15 protein-coding genes are annotated in these 17,733 nt (G+C 40.8%); 12 read left to right on the top strand and 3 right to left on the bottom strand.

All coding sequences use genetic code 11. From position 1 onward, the window contains the following. Positions 1–11: 11 nt before the first annotated feature. The 5 genes from C8D76_RS04160 (at position 12) to C8D76_RS04140 (ending at position 4,602) form a co-directional block, all read left to right on the top strand. Positions 12–761, top strand: a complete 750-nt coding sequence (locus tag C8D76_RS04160; protein WP_116631547.1) for an SDR family oxidoreductase — start codon at positions 12–14, stop codon at positions 759–761. Between the two features lie 240 nt (positions 762–1,001). Next, on the top strand, positions 1,002–1,955 hold the full coding sequence (locus C8D76_RS04155) for an ABC transporter permease (protein WP_165814344.1): 954 nt from the start codon (positions 1,002–1,004) through the stop codon (positions 1,953–1,955). Further along, on the top strand, positions 1,948–2,919 hold the full coding sequence (locus C8D76_RS04150; protein WP_116631545.1) for an iron chelate uptake ABC transporter family permease subunit: 972 nt from the start codon (positions 1,948–1,950) through the stop codon (positions 2,917–2,919). Before C8D76_RS04155 ends, C8D76_RS04150 begins: the two co-directional genes overlap by 8 nt. Continuing rightward, positions 2,910–3,674, top strand: a complete 765-nt coding sequence (locus tag C8D76_RS04145; protein WP_116631544.1) for an iron ABC transporter ATP-binding protein — start codon at positions 2,910–2,912, stop codon at positions 3,672–3,674. Before C8D76_RS04150 ends, C8D76_RS04145 begins: the two co-directional genes overlap by 10 nt. A gap of 25 nt (positions 3,675–3,699) precedes the next feature. Further along, positions 3,700–4,602 carry a siderophore ABC transporter substrate-binding protein gene (locus C8D76_RS04140; protein ID WP_116631543.1) on the top strand — a complete coding sequence of 301 codons (903 nt, stop codon included), beginning with the start codon at positions 3,700–3,702 and terminating at the stop codon, positions 4,600–4,602. A gap of 109 nt (positions 4,603–4,711) precedes the next feature. On the opposite strand, the gene adk is transcribed toward C8D76_RS04140, so the two are convergent. The 3 genes from adk to galE all read right to left on the bottom strand — a co-directional run bounded on the left by adk (position 4,712) and on the right by galE (position 7,990). Continuing rightward, on the bottom strand, positions 4,712–5,356 hold the full coding sequence (adk, locus tag C8D76_RS04135) for an adenylate kinase (protein ID WP_116631542.1): 645 nt from the start codon (positions 5,354–5,356) through the stop codon (positions 4,712–4,714). A gap of 268 nt (positions 5,357–5,624) precedes the next feature. After that, positions 5,625–6,896 (bottom strand): AmpG family muropeptide MFS transporter, encoded by a 1,272-nt coding sequence (locus tag C8D76_RS04130; RefSeq protein WP_243405812.1) that lies wholly within the window; start codon positions 6,894–6,896, stop codon positions 5,625–5,627. A 77-nt stretch (positions 6,897–6,973) separates the two neighbouring features. Then, the gene (gene galE, locus C8D76_RS04125) at positions 6,974–7,990 is read right to left on the bottom strand and encodes a UDP-glucose 4-epimerase GalE (RefSeq protein WP_116631541.1); all 1,017 of its coding nucleotides are present in this window, start codon (positions 7,988–7,990) and stop codon (positions 6,974–6,976) included. 270 nt (positions 7,991–8,260) lie between these two features. Here galE and C8D76_RS04120 point away from each other — a divergent pair, with 270 nt between their 5' ends. The 7 genes from C8D76_RS04120 to C8D76_RS04090 all read left to right on the top strand — a co-directional run bounded on the left by C8D76_RS04120 (position 8,261) and on the right by C8D76_RS04090 (position 17,708). Continuing rightward, entirely contained in the window at positions 8,261–8,464 is a 204-nt protein-coding gene (locus C8D76_RS04120; RefSeq protein WP_116631540.1) for a glycine zipper 2TM domain-containing protein, read from the top strand. Between the two features lie 117 nt (positions 8,465–8,581). After that, the gene (locus C8D76_RS04115) at positions 8,582–9,895 is read left to right on the top strand and encodes an NCS2 family permease (protein WP_116631539.1); all 1,314 of its coding nucleotides are present in this window, start codon (positions 8,582–8,584) and stop codon (positions 9,893–9,895) included. A gap of 30 nt (positions 9,896–9,925) precedes the next feature. Continuing rightward, entirely contained in the window at positions 9,926–10,399 is a 474-nt protein-coding gene (locus C8D76_RS04110) for a hypothetical protein (RefSeq protein WP_116631538.1), read from the top strand. A gap of 401 nt (positions 10,400–10,800) precedes the next feature. After that, on the top strand, positions 10,801–13,458 hold the full coding sequence (aceE, locus tag C8D76_RS04105; RefSeq protein ID WP_116631537.1) for a pyruvate dehydrogenase (acetyl-transferring), homodimeric type: 2,658 nt from the start codon (positions 10,801–10,803) through the stop codon (positions 13,456–13,458). Positions 13,459–13,572: 114 nt separating this feature from the next. Then, a complete protein-coding gene (gene aceF / locus C8D76_RS04100; RefSeq protein WP_116631536.1) occupies positions 13,573–15,456 on the top strand; it encodes a pyruvate dehydrogenase complex dihydrolipoyllysine-residue acetyltransferase in 1,884 nt (627 codons plus the stop codon). A gap of 53 nt (positions 15,457–15,509) precedes the next feature. Further along, on the top strand, positions 15,510–16,934 hold the full coding sequence (gene lpdA, locus C8D76_RS04095) for a dihydrolipoyl dehydrogenase (RefSeq protein WP_116631535.1): 1,425 nt from the start codon (positions 15,510–15,512) through the stop codon (positions 16,932–16,934). A 231-nt stretch (positions 16,935–17,165) separates the two neighbouring features. Beyond that, positions 17,166–17,708 (top strand): NlpC/P60 family protein, encoded by a 543-nt coding sequence (locus C8D76_RS04090; RefSeq protein WP_116631534.1) that lies wholly within the window; start codon positions 17,166–17,168, stop codon positions 17,706–17,708. Positions 17,709–17,733: the final 25 nt, after the last annotated feature.

The following is a 17,733-nucleotide window of genomic DNA, read 5'->3' as shown; positions in this document are numbered from 1 at the left end:
AGGAAAACACAATGGATAACATTAAAAATAAAGTCGTGATTATCACGGGAGCATCAAGTGGTATTGGCGAAGCAACAGCGTATAAATTGGCAGAAGAAGGCGCAAAACTTGTACTTGGTGCGCGTCGTGAGGCTAAATTACAGGAAATTGTAAATAATATCAAAGCACAAGGTGGCGAAGCGGTTTATCGTGTTACTGATGTAACTAAACCTGAAGATAATGCTATGCTGGTTGAGCTAGCCAAATCCGCCTTTGGTAAACTCGATGCAATTTTTCTCAATGCAGGTTTAATGCCAAATTCACCGCTTTCTGCGCTTGAAACAGAAAATTGGAATGCGATGGTGGAGGTAAATATCAAAGGCGTGTTGAATGGTATCGCTGCCGTATTACCGACTTTCAACGAACAAAAATCAGGTCATATTTTAAGCGTGTCTTCTGTGGCAGGTTTAAAAGTCTATCCAGGTTGTGCGGTGTATTGTGGTACCAAATGGGCGGTGAAAGCCATTATGGAAGCTTTGCGTATGGAATCCGCACAAGCTGGCACTAACATTCGTACAGCGACTATTTATCCAGCGGCGGTACAATCAGAATTAGTCTCTAATATCACTGATGAAGCAACATCGACAGCTTACCGTCAGTTATACGATGCCTATGAAATTCCGGCAGAACGTGTGGCAAATGTAGTCGCATTTGCATTAAGCCAGCCAGATGACACCAATGTGAGTGAATTTACTTTGGGCCCAACAACACAACCTTGGTAATTCAGTTAATATTTATTGCTCTAAGAACTCAATAATACGGGTCAAAACCCGATGGGAAAATTGCAGTGGCAATGTAATTGTTATGATGTTTGAGTGAGCAAAATAGCAATATCAACAAGCTAACCTAAGTGCGGTCAAAAATGCTTTAATTTTTACTGCACTTTTTTATTGCGCAAAATTTTTAGGATGATATTCTATATTAAGAATTGTTATCATTTTACTTTATCGGTATTGAGGGTGATGTTTAAGCGCCGTTATTTAGTTTTTTTATTGATCTTGCTTTCTTTCATTTCATTATTTATTGGTGTGAGCACCTTAAATATCAGTGGGTTACTTAACTTCAACCCTGAACAATGGCAGATCTTCTTAATTAGCCGTGTTCCACGTTTAATTAGCATTTTGATCGCTGGGGCTTCGTTGAGCATTTGTGGTTTGGTGATGCAGCAGTTGAGCCGTAACCGTTTTGTTTCTCCAACCACGGCGGGCACAATGGATAGCGCTCGTTTAGGCATTTTGCTCACGATGATTTTCTTGCCGACAGCTTCAGTATTAACAAAAACTACGGTAGCCATTGCGGTGGCGTTTATCGGCACGTTGTTATTTATGACGATTCTCTCTCGCCTAAAATTTAAGGACAGCATTTTCGTTCCGCTGGTGGGGATTATGTTTGGCAATATTATCAGCTCGATTACGATGTTTATTGCCTATAAAGAAGATCTTATCCAAAATCTCTCGGGCTGGCTGCAAGGGGATTTTTCTTTGGTGATGGCGGGGCGTTATGAGCTTTTATACTTCAGTATTCCCGCGCTTATTTTTGCCTATTTATTTGCACACCGTTTTTCCATTGTGGGAATGGGGCAGGATTTTGCCACGAATTTAGGGCTGAATTATACGCAAGTGCTTTATCTCGGGCTTGCGATTGTGGCAACGGTGTCATCAATTATCATTATTTCGGTTGGCGTAATTCCTTTTTTAGGCTTGATTATTCCGAATTTAGTCACCTTATATTTAGGGGATAATTTGAAGAAAATTTTGTCGCATACGGCATTGCTCGGGGCGGTATTTGTGTTGCTGTGTGATATTTTAGGCCGTGTAGTGATTTATCCCTATGAAATTGCGATTAATGCGGTGGTTGGGGTATGTGGTAGTGCGATTTTTTTGATTTTACTTTTCAAGCGGTATCAATATGAATAGTCAATCTGGTGCAAAGTGCGGTCAAAAATTAGCAAGTTTAGGCTTGCTAGTCTTGTTTGCGGTGGTGGCATTTTTGTTTTATCAATTACCGAATCGTTGGGAATATGCTCTGCATCATCGAGTGTTGAATCTCATTGCCATTGCGGTCACTGGGGCGGCAATTGCGCTGGCGACTATGATCTTCCAAGTGATTGCCAATAATCGTATTTTAACGCCGAGTATTTTAGGGTTGGATTCGCTTTATCTCTTAATTCAAACTCTGATTATCTTTATGTTTGGTTTCACCACCTTGATGTCGGTCAACCAAACATTACTATTTCTTGTTTCTACGTCCATTATGGTTGGCTTTGCTTTGTTGCTTTATTATTTTTTATTCCGCCGAGAAAGCCAAAATATTTTCTTTTTATTATTAGTCGGCATCGTTTTCGGCACTTTTTTCCAAAGCATGACAACCTTTATGGAAGTGCTGATCGATCCGAATGAATTTCAAGTAGCGCAAGATATTGGTGTCGCCAGTTTCAACCGCATAAACCAAGATATTCTCTGGCTCGCTTTGGTGATGCTAGTGGCAACAATGCTGTGGTCATTGCGCTATTGGCGTTATTTTGATGTGTTGGCTTTAGGGCGTGAGCAAGCGATTAATCTTGGCGTGCCTTATCAATCACTGGCGAAAATTTTATTGGTGATTGTGGCAATTTTAATTTCCGTGGCGACCGCACTTGTCGGTCCATTAACCTTTCTTGGGCTGTTGGTGATGAATTTAACCTTTGAATTTATGCCAACCTATAAACACAAGATTTTAATCCCTGCCGCGATGTTGATCTCGATGATGACATTGATTTTAGGGCAAACATTGGTGGCACGCGTGTTCACTTTTAACACGACCTTAAGCATTATCATTAATTTTGTCGGTGGCGTGTATTTTATTTATTTACTGTTAAGAACGAGCAAAAAATGGCAATAGAAATTTGTGATATTACGAAAAAATACGGCGATAAAACGGTAGTAAATTCGGTTTCTTTAACCATTCCACAGGGGAAAATTACATCGTTTATCGGCCCAAACGGCGCAGGGAAAAGCACGGTATTATCCATTATTAGCCGTTTACTTGCAGCGGATAATGGCGAAGTGTTGCTAAATGGCAGCCCACTTTCTCAACAAAAAAGCGCAGATATCGCGAAACAGCTTTCTATTTTAAAGCAGTCGAACCATATTAATTTGCGTTTAACGGTGGAAGATTTAGTGGCGTTTGGGCGTTTTCCTTATTCTAAAGGAAATTTAACGAAAACTGACCGCACTTTTATTGACAATGCGATTGGCTATATGGATTTAGAGGAATTTCGCCATCGTTATATTGACCAATTAAGTGGGGGGCAACGTCAGCGGGCTTACATCGCAATGACTCTTGCTCAAGATACGGATTACATTTTGCTTGATGAGCCGCTTAATAATTTAGATATGAAACATTCGGTGCAAATCATGAAAGTGTTGCGTAAATTGGTCACCGAACTGAATAAAACCGTGGTGATCGTAATTCATGATATTAACTTTGCCTCTTGCTATTCCGATTATATTGTGGCGATGAAACAGGGCAATTTAGTGGCGCAGGGCAGTGTTGAAGAAATTATGCAAAGCCATGTTTTGGAAGATATTTATGAAATGTCGATCCCTATTCAAGAAATTGCAGGACATAAAATTGCGACCTATTTTAGAAACTAAAATTTATTAACAGGAGAAAATCATAATGAAAAAACGTTCAATTTTAGCTGTTACTTTAACCGCACTTTGGGCTGTTAATACGAATGCAGCGGACATTACGGTCGAAAACTTTGCGGGCAAACAAGTGGTGCCAGAAAATCCGCAACGTGTTGCGGTGCTTGATTTTGCGGCGTTAGATACTATGCGTCAATTAGGCGTGAAAGATCGTGTGGTAGGCACAATCAAAGGCAAAGTACCGGCTTATTTATCTGAATTTAAGGATGAAAAATATGCCAATATGGGCACTGCACCAGAGCCTGCGTTTGAAAATATTAATGATGTGAAACCAGATTTAATTATTGCTTCCACCCGTCAGAAAAAAGCACTTGCTCGTTTAAAAGAAATTGCGCCAGTGTTTTACATTGAAAATGATTACACAAATTATTATCCAAGCTTGCAACAAAATATTTTAGCCATTGGAAAAATCTTCAATAAAGAAGCGCAAGCCAAAGAGAAATTAGCAGCGCTCGATAAACGCATTTCTGCACTAGCGAGTTTAGCTAAAGGGAAAACTGCGCTGATGACATTAGTGAACGAAAGCCGTATCAGTGCGTTTGGTCAAAATTCACGTTATGCTATGGTGTATCAAAACTTCGGCTTTACCCCTATTGATACCAACTTGACCGGTTCAACTCATGGCAACAGCATTGGATTTGAATACATTGCGGAGAAAAATCCTGATTACTTGCTGGTTGTAGATCGCACCGCGGCAATTACTGATAAAGCCAATAATGCGCAAACTGTGTTAAATAATGAAATCGTCAATAAAACTAACGCAGCGAAAAATCACCATATCGTGTATTTGAATGCGGAAAATTGGTATTTAACTTTTGGCGGCTTGGAATCTATGGATAAAATGGTGACTGAGCTGGAATCCGCAGTGAAGTAAAACAAGCGAAGTGAGATAATAGAAAAACAAAGGTTTTAACATAAGAAAAGTGCGGTTAAATTTTGAAAAATTTGACCGCACTTTTGTATGGATTAACTAAATATGTGGATTAAGCCAGAATTTTGTCTAATTCCGCGCTCACTTCTTCCACTTTTTGCGTTCCGTCTAAACGGAAGTATTGAGTGTTGCCCGCTTTGGCTTCTGCTTGATAGTAATCAACCAACGGTTTTGTTGTTGTGTGATACACTTTCAAACGATCTAATACAGTTTCAGGTTTGTCATCGGCGCGGATAATTAAATCTTCGCCCGTAACGTCGTCTTTGCCTTCCACTTTTGGTGGATTATAAACCACATGATAAGAACGCCCAGAAGCTGGGTGAACACGGCGTCCACTCATACGCTCTACAATCACTTCATCAGGCACATCAAATTCTAAAACATAATCAATGCTAACGCCCACTGCTTTTAACGCATCCGCTTGTGGAATGGTGCGTGGGAAACCGTCTAATAAGAAACCTTTGGCGCAATCGGGTTGTGCCACACGATCTTGCACTAAGGCGATGATTAAATCATCTGGCACTAATTGACCCGCATCCATTAAGGTTTTGGCTTGTTTGCCTAACTCAGAACCCGCTTTGATTGCCGCACGCAACATATCCCCTGTTGAAATTTGTGGGATGCCAAATTTATTCATGATGAATTGCGCTTGTGTGCCTTTGCCCGCACCTGGTGCGCCTAAAAGAATAATTTTCATATTAACCTCTGACTGTGAAAAATATCCCCATAAAATACCTTGCTAGCAGAATAAACTCAAGCCCTGAATGCAAAAAAATGCGGAAAGTTAATGCATAAGGCAATGAGCTTGAAAACAAATTCTGCTTTGTGGTGTTTAACAATTTTGTATATTCATCACGCATAAGATAAGGACTGTGTGATGGAATATATGCAGCCCGAAACAGGCAAAAGTGCGGTCAAAATTCTCACAGTTTTAGGCTGGCGATTTTTCTTTCGATTTTTTATTCCTAATTTTCTTTTGATTTTTCATTCCAAGGCGCGACCCAAATCAGACAAATCATCCCTGGAATGGCTAAGAAAAAGCAGATCCAGAAGAATGGGTAATAGCCCAGCCAGGTGACAATGTGCCCCGTGTAAGCACCAAGTAATTTGCTTGGCAGTGCTGATAAGCTGGTGAAAATAGCGAGTTGCATTGCGGTATAAAGCGGGTTGGTTTCTCGCGCCATAAATGCGACAAACGCTGCTGTGCCAAGCCCCACGCCGAGATATTCCCCAGTAATGACGATGCCTAATTTAATCAGTTCGGCTAATTGAACCGTATCAAAATGCTCAAAGCTAGCGAGATAAGCAAAGCCTAAAATGGTGATTAATTGCACTAAACCGAAAAGCCATAAGGCGCGGTTGACACCAATTTTTATCATCGCAATCCCGCCAATAATACCGCCCGCCAAGCTTGCCCAAAATGATGTTAGCTTCACAACCGCGGCAATATCTGAAAGGCTGTAGCCCATGCTCATAATAAACGGCGTTTGCAATGATGTGGCAAGGGAATCCCCTAACTTATATAAGAAAATAAATGCGATTAAACCGACCGCACTTGCAATACCTTTGCGCTGGAAAAATTCCTTAAATGGCGCAACGAATGCCATATAAAAAGGCTGGTTGCGATCCACAGGCAAAGATTTGGGTTCGCGAGCAATAAACGTTACAAATAGGCAAGGCAGCAAAAAGCTTGCCGTAATGAGAAAGACGCTTTGCCAAGCGTAATGATCGGCTAAAAATAACGACAACCCACCTGGGATAAGCCCAGCAATGCGGTAGGCATAAACATGAATAGAATTGCCTAAACCTAACTCTTCATCAGAGAGAATTTCTCGGCGATAGGCATCAATCACGATATCTTGCGTGGCGGATAAAAACGTGAGCGCAATCGACATACCCACAATCATCAGAATATCTTGGTGTGGATCGAGCAAGCCATAGCACGCCATAATGGTGATCAGTAAAACTTGCACCACAAAAATCCAACCACGACGGCGGCCTAAAAAGGGTAAAGCATAGCGGTCGAGCAGTGCCGCCCACAGAAATTTCCATGTGTAGGGGAGCGAAGTAAGGGTGAAACCCGCAATGAGTTTGATGTCTAAGCCTGATTTTGTGAACCAAGCGGGCAATAATTGCGCCCATAAAAAATAAGGCAAACCTGAACAGAAACCAGTGTACAGGCAAAGGAGCATATTCTTACTGAAAATTTGTGAAATGATTGAACGTTGTTGTAGCATAATGGGGTTGCAATGTAATAGCCTAAACCTAGCTTAGTAAAAAAATGGGGCGTGATGACGCCCCGATGAAGAATACATTATTCCTTATAACCTTTCGGATTGTTTTTTTGCCAATTCCATGTGTCTTTCATCATTTGTTCCAGACCACGTTCGGCTTTCCAGCCTAATTCCTTGGCTGCACGCGAAGCATCGGCATAATTTACAGCAATGTCGCCTGCTCGGCGAGGAGCAAATTTATACGGAATTTCAATACCATTTGCGCGATTAAATGCATTCACCATATCCAACACGGAATAGCCCACACCTGTTCCTAAATTATAAATATGTAAACCACCGTCATTTTCATGGCGATTTAAGGCTTTAACATGCCCAATAGCTAAATCGACAACATGGATATAATCACGCACCCCTGTGCCGTCTGCGGTGTCATAATCGTTACCAAAAATAGATAATTCTTTGAGTTTACCAATTGCCACTTGGCTAATATATGGCATTAAATTATTTGGAATACCATTTGGATCTTCGCCGATCAAGCCACTTTCATGAGCGCCCACAGGGTTAAAATAACGCAATAGGGTAATGCTAAATTCAGGAACCGCTTTGACGATGTCCGTGAGAATTTGTTCGACCATTAATTTTGATGTGCCGTAAGGATTTGTTGTGCCACCCACCTTGCAATCTTCTGTAACAGGAATGACTTCAGGGTTGCCATACACGGTAGAAGATGAGCTAAAAATAAAGTTCCACACGCCGGCTTTACGCATTTCTTGAATAAGATTAAGGGAACCCGTGACATTATTGCGATAATATTCAATCGGCTTTTGCACGCTTTCGCCAACGGCTTTTAATCCTGCAAAATGAATTACCGCATCAATTTTATTTTCAGCGAAAATACGTTGCAATAGCGCATTATCTAAAATATCGCCTTCATAGAATTTTACCGTTTTCCCCGTGATTTGCTTTACGCGCTCTAAGGATTTTGGGGAGGAATTGCATAAATTGTCTAATACCACAACCTCACGGTGATTATTTAATAATTCCACAAGCGTATGCGAACCAATATAGCCAGCGCCACCAGTCACTAAAATTGCCATCATCTTTTCCTTTTGAATAGAGGTTACCAAGCCATTAGTATAAATCCTTTAGGATTAGAGCAAAAGCGATTTTCATTTGTTTCCCGAATATCAGCTCGCTAAATTGCAGCTCAATTGTACAAAGTGCGGTGAAAAATTTTACTGTTTTTGACCGCACTTGTATGAAAAAAAAATGATAGCGAACAATTTAATTACGAACTTTCAGTATTCTCCATTGTCTTAAGCACGGATTTTTAATTTTGATTAACTTGGAAAAATGGAGTTATTTTTATGAAAAGTATCGCAAAAATCTTAACCTTAGTATTTATTGCTAGTTCAGTGGCTGCGTGCAGCAATATGAGCCGTACACAAAAAAATACCGCTATTGGCGCTGCAATCGGTGGTGTAGCGGGTAATGTACTCGGCAATTCAACAGGGGCAACCTTAGGTGGTGCAGCGTTGGGTGGTGTAATCGGTAGCCAAATCAACAAATAATCGTCAACATTCTTTATAAGATCTGCATCTGCAGATCTTTTTTATGACGAAAACGTTTACTATTGGCAACTTTTCGGTAAAATACGCGAAATTTTTAGATCTTTGAAAAGGTAGCGTATGTCTTTAGAAAAAACCTTTGAACTTTCAGCGCGAGGCTCGAATGTTCGCCAAGAAATTATCGCTGGATTAACGACATTTTTAGCGATGGTTTATTCCGTTATTGTGGTGCCAAATATGCTGGGCACAGCAGGGTTTCCTGCGGAAAGTGTCTTTATTGCCACTTGTTTGGTTTCTGGTTTGGGATCGATCCTAATTGGTTTATGGGCGAACGCGCCGATGGCAATTGGATGTGCGATCTCATTGACGGCTTTCACCGCATTTAGTCTGGTATTAGGGCAACAAGTGAGCATTCCTGTTGCTTTAGGCGCTGTGTTCTTAATGGGGTTATTCTTTACGTTAATTTCTGCAACGGGTATCCGTTCGTGGATTTTGCGTAACTTACCCGCGAGCATTGCTCACGGTACAGGAATTGGTATTGGGCTATTCTTGTTGCTGATTGCTACGGGAGGCGTTGGTATTGTCAAAGCCAGCGGCACAAGCACATTAGTGGCATTGGGCGATTTCACTGCATTCCCTGTATTAATGTCGTTAATCGGTCTTGCGCTGATTATTGGCTTGGAAAAATTGCAAGTTAAAGGTGCAATTTTATGGGTGATTATTGCGATCACGATAATTGGTTTAATCGTTGATCCAAATGTAAAATTTAGCGGCGAAGTCTTTAAAATGCCAACATTTGGTGAACAATCCTTGTTCTTGGCATTAGATATTCAAGGCGCATTACAGCCTGCGATTTTACCAGTAGTTTTCGCTTTAGTGATGACCGCCGTATTTGACGCAACAGGCACAATTCGCGCAGTTGCTGGGCAAGGTAATTTGTTAGACAAAGATGGGCAAATTATCAATGGCGGCAAGGCGTTAACATCAGATTCAGTGAGTAGTTTAATGTCTGGCGTGTTTGGTACTGCACCTGCAGCAGTTTATATTGAATCAGCAGCGGGTACAGCAGCAGGCGGAAAAACGGGAATTACTGCAATTGTTGTTGGCATTGGCTTCCTATTAATGTTATTCTTTCAGCCCCTTGCTACTCTGGTGCCGAACTATGCAACAGCTCCAGCATTAATGTACGTTGGTTTACTGATGTTAAGTAATGTAAGCAAGCTGGATTTTAATGATTTTGTTGGTGCAATAAGCGGTTTAGTTTGTGCTGTATTTATTGTATTAACAGCTAATATTGTCACGGGCATTATGCTTGGTTTCGCAACATTAGTCATCGGTCGCATCGTGTCAGGCGATGTGAAAAACTTAAACCTTGGAACGGTACTAATCGCAATCGCATTAGTTGCGTTCTATGCCTTTGGTTGGGCAATTTAATCTCTCTTACTTAAATATAAGGAAAAACTTATGAATAAATTTATCAAATTTGTAGCTGCTTTAGCGTTAGCATTTACCATCACTGCTTGTGGTGATAATCCAAAAGCAGACTATAAAAAAATCGTTGATTGGAATCAACAGCAACAACCTGCTCAACAAAAAATGTTAAGCGAATTTCAAACTGCTTTATCACAAGCAAAAACGCCAGCGGATGTTGAGCCTATCATTAAAAAATATGAAGATGGTGCCAAAGAAATTATTGCTTCATTGGATAAAATTGATGTAAAAAATAAAGAAGTAAAAGAACTTAAAGATAAAAGCGAAGCACTACTTAAATTATCTGTAGAAATCGCGTCTAAATCAGCAAGAGCTGTAGCAACACCCTTAACAGATGAAGAAAAAGCCAAACTTCAAGCACAAGTGAATGAGTTACAAAGCTCTGCAAAAGCTTTAGATGAATTGGATAAATCATTAAATCAAAAATATGGCGAAGCGGCTAAATAATTAGCGTTAGTCGTCTAATAAAAAGCGTGAATCAATATTCACGCTTTTTTTATATGTTAAAATCTGTCCGCACTTTGCTAAGAAAGTGAATGGCCTTGAATGGCAAAAACTTGCGCAAAAATGACCGCACTTTTGGGGTATTTGGCTGTCGTAGAAATAAATCAAATCATGAAAAGCGCGCATAAGTGCGGTCAAAATTTGACAAATTTAGCCAAAAACAGCGTGGTTAAGTGAATTAATTGTTAAAAATAAGTAAAATTTACTATCTTTAACTCAAAAAATTTTATAAAATTTCAACAATTTGTTAAGTGAAAAATTAACAAAAGGAATTTATTCATTTAGGACTTTAGCGGCTTTTCCTTGTAAAAGCCATTTCATTCATCTACTAAAAGGAAAGAACTATGTCAGAAATTTTAAAAAATGACGTAGATCCAATCGAAACCCAAGATTGGTTACAATCACTTGATTCATTAATTCGTGAAGAAGGTGTAGAACGTGCAAAATTTATTATTGAAGAGTTAATGAGCAAAGCACGTGTTGGTGGCGTTTCATTGCCATCAGGTATCACAACACCTTATATCAATACGATCCCAGTTTCTGCACAACCTGCTTATCCTGGTGATCACAAAATTGAAGAGCGCATCTGTTCTGCTGCGCGTTGGAATGCGATCGCAATGGTATTGCGTAGCCAGAAAAAAGATTTAGATCTCGGTGGTCACTTATCTACATACCAAGCAGCAGCAACAATGTATGAAGTGTGTTTTAACCATTTCTTTAAAGCGGCAACAGAAAAAAATGGCGGCGATTTAGTTTTCTTCCAAGGCCATGCATCACCAGGTATGTATGCTCGTGCTTTCTTAGAAGGCCGTTTAACAGAAGAACAATTGGATAATTTCCGTCAAGAAGCCTTTGCAGACGGTTTATCTTCATATCCTCACCCTAAATTAATGCCTGAATTCTGGCAATTCTCTACGGTATCAATGGGTTTAGGCCCTGTAAATGCGATTTATCAAGCGCGTTTCTTAAAATATCTTGATAACCGTGGTTTGAAAGATACCAAAGATCAAAAAGTGTATGCATTCCTTGGCGATGGCGAAATGGATGAAATTGAGTCTAAAGGGGCATTAACATTTGCCGCTCGTGAAAAATTAGACAACTTAATTTTCACTATTAGCTGTAACTTACAACGTTTAGATGGCCCAGTAGATGGCAACGGTAAAATTATTCAAGAGCTTGAAGGCTTGTTTACTGGTGCGGGTTGGGAAGTCATTAAAGTATTATGGGGTAGCGAATGGGATAAATTATTCGCGAAAGATACCTCAGGTAAATTAAGCCAGTTAATGATGGAAACCGTTGATGGGGATTATTTAACCTTTAGATCAAAAGATGGTGCTTATATTCGTGAACACTTCTTCGGTCGTTACCCAGAAACTGCAGCGTTAGTGGCAGATATGACTGATGACGAAATTTGGGAGTTACGCCGCGGTGCTCATGATAGCGAAAAATTATACGCGGCTTATGCGAAAGCACAGAATGCAGGTAAACCTGTTGTGATTTTAGCGCACCAAGTGAAAGGCTATAAAATCCCAGAAGCGGAAAGTAAAAATACAGCTCACCAATCTAAAAAAATGTCACTAGAAAGCCTTAAAGGTTTCCGTGATTATTTCCAATTGTCATTAACTGATGAGCAAGTAGAAAAATTAGAATACATTAAATTCGCTGAAGATTCCGAAGAATATGCTTACATGCACGGTCGTCGTAAAGCATTAAATGGTTATTTACCAGCGCGCCACCCTAAATTCACAACGGAATTCCAAGTTCCAGCATTAGATGAATTTAAAGCGTTGTTAGATGAACAGCCACGTGGTATTTCAACAACCATGGCGTTCGTGCGTGTATTAAATACCCTATTGAAAGATAAAAATATGGGTAAAAATATCGTGCCAATTATTGCGGACGAAGCGCGTACATTCGGTATGGAAGGTTTATTCCGTCAAATCGGGATTTATAATCCACAAGGACAAAACTATGTGCCTTCAGACCGTGAATTAGTGGCTTACTATCGTGAAGCAACAGATGGTCAAGTTTTACAAGAAGGTATCAATGAGCTAGGGGCAACCTCATCTTGGGTAGCTGCGGCAACTTCTTACTCTGTCAATAACTTGCCAATGATCCCATTCTTCATCTATTACTCAATGTTTGGTTTCCAACGTGTGGGCGATATGATGTGGCTTGCAGGCGATCAATTAGCGCGAGGTTTCATGGTCGGCGGTACTTCAGGTCGTACAACATTGAATGGTGAAGGATTACAACATGAAGACGGTCATAGCCATATTCAAGCAGGCGTTATCCCGAACTGTGTCACTTATGACCCATCATTCGCCTTTGAAGTGGCAGTTATCATGCAAGACGGTATTAACCGTATGTACGGTGAAAAACAAGAAAACGTGTTCTATTACATGACAACCTTGAACGAAATCACTGACCAACCAGCTATGCCAGCGGGCGCAGAAGAAGGCATCCGTAAAGGTTTATATAAATTTGAAACCGTGGAAGGCAAAGGCAAAGGTCGTGTTCAGTTATTAGGTTCTGGCTCAATCATGCGTTTAGTGCGTGAAGCAGCGCAAATTTTAGCGAATGATTATGGTGTAACAGCGGATGTATTTAGTGCGCCATCATTTAATGAATTAGGTCGTGATGGCCATGATTGTGCACGTTGGAACTTATTACATCCAACCGAAGCAGCACGCACACCGTATGTAGCACAAGTGCTTGCGGATCTACCAACGGTTGCCGCAACTGACTATGTGAAATCATACGCCGATCAAATTCGTGCATTCGTACCAAGCAAACACTACCATGTGTTAGGTACTGATGGTTTTGGTCGTTCAGACAGCCGTGCGAACCTACGTGAGCATTTTGAAGTGGATGAACGTTACATTGTGGTTGCTGCATTATCACAATTAGCGAAAGAAGGTACGGTAACAAATCAAGTGGTTGCAGATGCTATTGCAAAATTTGGTTTGAATGTGGATCGTATTAATCCATTACACGCATAATAAATGAGTGGGCTTATTGCCCACTAAAGTGCGGTCAAATTTGCTTAAGTTTTATTGACCGCCGCAGCAAATTTTATGGTGGGCGAGCTGCCCACTCTATGAAGGATGATAAAAATGTCAAAACAAATTAATGTACCAGACATCGGCGCCGATGAAGTTAGCGTAACAGAAGTAATGGTAAAAGTAGGGGATGTCGTCGAAGTTGACCAATCTATTATCAATGTCGAAGGTGATAAAGCGTCAATGGAAGTCCCAAGCCCAGAAGCAGGTGTGGTGAAAGAAATCTTAGTAAAAGTGGGTGACAAAGTGTCAACGGGCTCACCTATGTTTGTATTAGAAGCTGCAGGCTCTGCGCCAGCCGCTGAAGCACCAGCGCAAACAGCAGCGCCAGCTCAGACTCAACCTACAGCGAGCGCTGTCGTTGAAGTGAACGTGCCAGACATCGGTTCTGATGAAGTGAACGTAACTGAAATTATGGTGAAAGTGGGCGACAGCGTTGAAGTTGACCAGTCCATTATTAATGTGGAAGGCGACAAAGCTTCAATGGAAGTACCAGCCCCTATCGCAGGTGTGGTGAAAGAAATTTTAATTGCTGTGGGCGATAAAGTATCGACTGGCAAATTAATCATGAAATTTGAAACAGCTTCCGCAGCTCCAGCGTCAGCCGCTGCGGAACAATCATCAGCACCAGCAACAGCTTCTGTTTCAGTGAAAGATGTCAACGTGCCAGACATTGGTGGCGATGAAGTGAATGTAACAGAAATCATGGTTAAAGTTGGTGATACAGTTACAGAAGAACAATCATTGATTACAGTTGAAGGCGATAAAGCTTCAATGGAAGTACCAGCACCATTTGCAGGTGTGGTAAAAGAAATTCTTGTTCAATCTGGCGACAAAGTGTCAACAGGTTCATTAATTATGCGCTTTGAAGTTCAAGGTTCTGCACCAGCGGCAGCACCAAGTGCGCCAGCATCTGCACCAGAATCAACCACAACATCAGCTTCAGCACCAGCAGCGCAAAGCCAATCTTTAGCGCCTGTGAATCAAGATGCCGTAGAAGCAAGTGATGGTTATGCGCATGCAACTCCAGTTGTGCGCCGTTTAGCCCGTGAATTTGGCGTGAACTTGGATAAAGTAAAAGGTACTGGACGTAAAGGTCGTATCTTAAAAGAAGATGTTCAAGAATACGTGAAAAAAGCACTTCAAGCGCTTGAAAGCGGTGCCGCTTCATCTGGCGTTGCCAACGGTGCCGGTCTTGGTTTATTACCATGGCCAAAAGTGGACTTCAGCAAATTTGGTGAAGTGGAAGAAGTTGAATTAACCCGTATCAACAAAATTTCCGGTGCAAACTTGCATCGTAACTGGGTGATGATTCCACACGTAACCCATTTCGACCGTGCCGACATTACCGATTTAGAACAATTCCGCAAAGAGCAAAATGCCTTAGCGGAAAAACAAAAATTAGGCGTGAAAATCACTCCAGTGGTGTTCATCATGAAAGCGGCAGCAAAAGCGTTAGAAGCATACCCACGTTTCAACAGCTCAATTTCAGAAGATGGTCAACGCTTAACGCTGAAAAAATACGTCAATATCGGTGTGGCTGTTGATACGCCAAACGGTTTAGTTGTGCCTGTGTTTAAAGATGTGAACAAAAAAGGCATTATCGAACTTTCACGCGAATTAATGGAAGTGTCGAAAAAAGCGCGTGAAGGCAAATTAACTGCATCAGATATGCAAGGCGGCTGCTTCACTATTTCAAGTTTAGGCGGTATTGGTACAACGCACTTCGCACCAATCGTGAATGCGCCAGAAGTGGCGATTTTAGGTGTGTCTAAATCTGAAATGGCGCCAGTATGGAATGGTAAAGAGTTTGCACCTCGCTTAATGTTGCCATTGTCATTGTCATTTGACCACCGTGTTATTGACGGTGCAGATGGTGCACGTTTCATTAGCTTTATTAATGGTGTATTATCAGACTTACGCCGTTTAGCGATGTAAGTAAAGGCAAAAAAGTGCGGTCAAAATCCGCACATTTTTGATAAGGAAAAGAAATGAGTAAAGAAATTAAAACACAAGTTGTTGTGCTTGGTGCGGGTCCTGCGGGTTATTCCGCTGCATTCCGTTGCGCAGACTTAGGTTTAGAAACTGTATTAGTTGAACGTTATTCAACGTTAGGTGGTGTGTGTTTAAACGTTGGTTGTATTCCGTCTAAAGCTTTATTGCATGTAGCAAAAGTGATTGAAGATGCAAGACACGTTGAACATCATGGTGTTGTTTTTGGCGAGCCAACGATTGATTTAGATAAAATTCGTGCAGGTAAAGATGGCGTAGTGAGCCGTTTAACTGGCGGTTTAGCTGGTATGGCTAAAATGCGTAAAGTGAACGTAGTTGAAGGCTTAGCAAAATTTGCTGACAGCCATACTTTAGTTGCCACGGATCGTGATGGCAATGCAACAACGATCAAATTCGACAACGCAATTATTGCTGCGGGTTCACGCCCAATCCAATTGCCATTTATTCCACATGAAGATCCGCGTGTTTGGGATTCAACAGATGCACTTGCCTTGCGTGAAGTACCGAAAAAATTATTGGTTATGGGCGGCGGTATCATCGGTTTAGAAATGGGTACTGTGTATAGTTCATTAGGCTCACAAATAGATGTCGTGGAAATGTTTGATCAAGTGATTCCTGCGGCAGACAAAGACATCGTGAAAATCTTCACTAAACGTATCGAAAACAAATTTAACTTGTTGCTCGAAACAAAAGTAACAGCAGTTGAAGCGAAAGAAGATGGTATTCACGTATCAATGGAAGGCAAAGCGGCGAATGAAACTCGTGTTTATGATGCTGTGTTAGTCGCAATTGGTCGTACGCCAAATGGTAAATTGATCGATGCTGAAAAAGCAGGCGTAGAAGTGGATGAACGTGGCTTTATCCGCACAGATAAACAAATGCGCACCAATGTTCCACACATTTTTGCGATTGGTGATATTGTGGGTCAACCAATGCTTGCGCATAAAGGCGTGCATGAAGGTCATGTGGCAGCAGAAGTTATCGCAGGCAAAAAACACTACTTTGATCCTAAAGTGATTCCTTCTATTGCTTATACTGAGCCTGAAGTTGCTTGGGTGGGTAAAACTGAGAAAGAATGTAAAGCTGAAAATCTAAACTACGAAGTGGCAATGTTCCCGTGGGCAGCATCTGGTCGTGCGATTGCATCAGACTGCGCAGATGGGATGACGAAATTAATTTTTGATAAAAGCACACATCGTATTTTAGGTGGCGCAATTGTCGGGACGAATGCCGGTGAATTACTTGGCGAAATTGGTCTTGCTATTGAAATGGGTTGTGATGCAGAAGATATCGCATTAACCATTCACGCGCATCCAACTTTACATGAATCTGTTGGCTTAGCAGCGGAAGTATTTGAAGGTTCAGTCACTGATCTACCAAATCCTAAAGCAAAGAAAAAATAAGCAATAAAATTTAATAAAACTTGACCGCACTTTTGATAAATAGAATTAAAAGTGCGGTTTTATTTTTGCATAATTATGCATTTAAATATGCTTATACTTTTAAAATTGCATAAAAATGTGATTTTTCTCGCAAAAAATGATTAAAAACCGAATTAAGGGTAGTCTTATCAGTTTTTTTTTGGTAAAGTCTAGCAAGTTTAGTTGATTTACTTATTTTAGATTGTATTTATTATGTTTAAGAAGATTATTGCTGTCGCAAGCGTATTATTTTTAGCTGCTTGTTCATCAGCACCCACACAGCAAAATGCAGGTTATCCCTCGGTTAACGAACAAAATGATGCAGAATTAACGGCATTGATTGGTAGCCTGAAAACAAACCGTCCTTATCAATCATTTACAGTTTCCCCGACTTCTAAAGCGGATTATCAGAAATTAGCAAAAGTCTATAATCAATGGGCTGGTACACGTTATCGCATGGGGGGAACTGGTGCAAACGGTATTGATTGTTCAGCGTTTATGCAAGAAACCTTTGCCGCCGCTTTTGGTATCAGTTTACCTCGCTCAACAGCAGAACAACGTTATTTAGGTCAACGCATTCAAAAACAACAATTACGACAAGGGGATTTAGTGTTCTTCCGTGGTAATCGACATGTTGGCGTGTATATGGGAAATAATAAATTTATGCATGCAAGTTCAAGCCAAGGTGTAACAATTAGCTCATTGGATGAAGCCTACTGGGCAAGAACTTATACGCAATCTCGTCGTATTTTATAATCTGAATATTTAACAAGTTAAAAGT

Origin of the sequence: Alitibacter langaaensis DSM 22999 (genome assembly GCF_003096995.1) — a bacterium.
Classification (GTDB): domain Bacteria; phylum Pseudomonadota; class Gammaproteobacteria; order Enterobacterales; family Pasteurellaceae; genus Exercitatus; species Exercitatus langaaensis.
This window is presented reverse-complemented; position numbering and strand designations above follow the sequence as displayed.

Coding starts and splice junctions, on each gene's coding strand:
- C8D76_RS04110 (WP_116631538.1), top strand. CDS start 9,926: ATGAATAAATTTATCAAATTTGTAGCTGCTTTAGCGTTAGCATTTACC.
- C8D76_RS04140 (WP_116631543.1), top strand. CDS start 3,700: ATGAAAAAACGTTCAATTTTAGCTGTTACTTTAACCGCACTTTGGGCT.
- C8D76_RS04145 (WP_116631544.1), top strand. CDS start 2,910: ATGGCAATAGAAATTTGTGATATTACGAAAAAATACGGCGATAAAACG.
- adk (WP_116631542.1), bottom strand. CDS start 5,356: ATGAAAATTATTCTTTTAGGCGCACCAGGTGCGGGCAAAGGCACACAA.
- C8D76_RS04150 (WP_116631545.1), top strand. CDS start 1,948: ATGAATAGTCAATCTGGTGCAAAGTGCGGTCAAAAATTAGCAAGTTTA.
- aceF (WP_116631536.1), top strand. CDS start 13,573: ATGTCAAAACAAATTAATGTACCAGACATCGGCGCCGATGAAGTTAGC.
- C8D76_RS04120 (WP_116631540.1), top strand. CDS start 8,261: ATGAAAAGTATCGCAAAAATCTTAACCTTAGTATTTATTGCTAGTTCA.
- aceE (WP_116631537.1), top strand. CDS start 10,801: ATGTCAGAAATTTTAAAAAATGACGTAGATCCAATCGAAACCCAAGAT.
- galE (WP_116631541.1), bottom strand. CDS start 7,990: ATGGCAATTTTAGTGACTGGTGGCGCTGGCTATATTGGTTCGCATACG.
- C8D76_RS04090 (WP_116631534.1), top strand. CDS start 17,166: ATGTTTAAGAAGATTATTGCTGTCGCAAGCGTATTATTTTTAGCTGCT.
- C8D76_RS04115 (WP_116631539.1), top strand. CDS start 8,582: ATGTCTTTAGAAAAAACCTTTGAACTTTCAGCGCGAGGCTCGAATGTT.
- C8D76_RS04155 (WP_165814344.1), top strand. CDS start 1,002: ATGTTTAAGCGCCGTTATTTAGTTTTTTTATTGATCTTGCTTTCTTTC.
- C8D76_RS04160 (WP_116631547.1), top strand. CDS start 12: ATGGATAACATTAAAAATAAAGTCGTGATTATCACGGGAGCATCAAGT.
- lpdA (WP_116631535.1), top strand. CDS start 15,510: ATGAGTAAAGAAATTAAAACACAAGTTGTTGTGCTTGGTGCGGGTCCT.
- C8D76_RS04130 (WP_243405812.1), bottom strand. CDS start 6,896: ATGCTACAACAACGTTCAATCATTTCACAAATTTTCAGTAAGAATATG.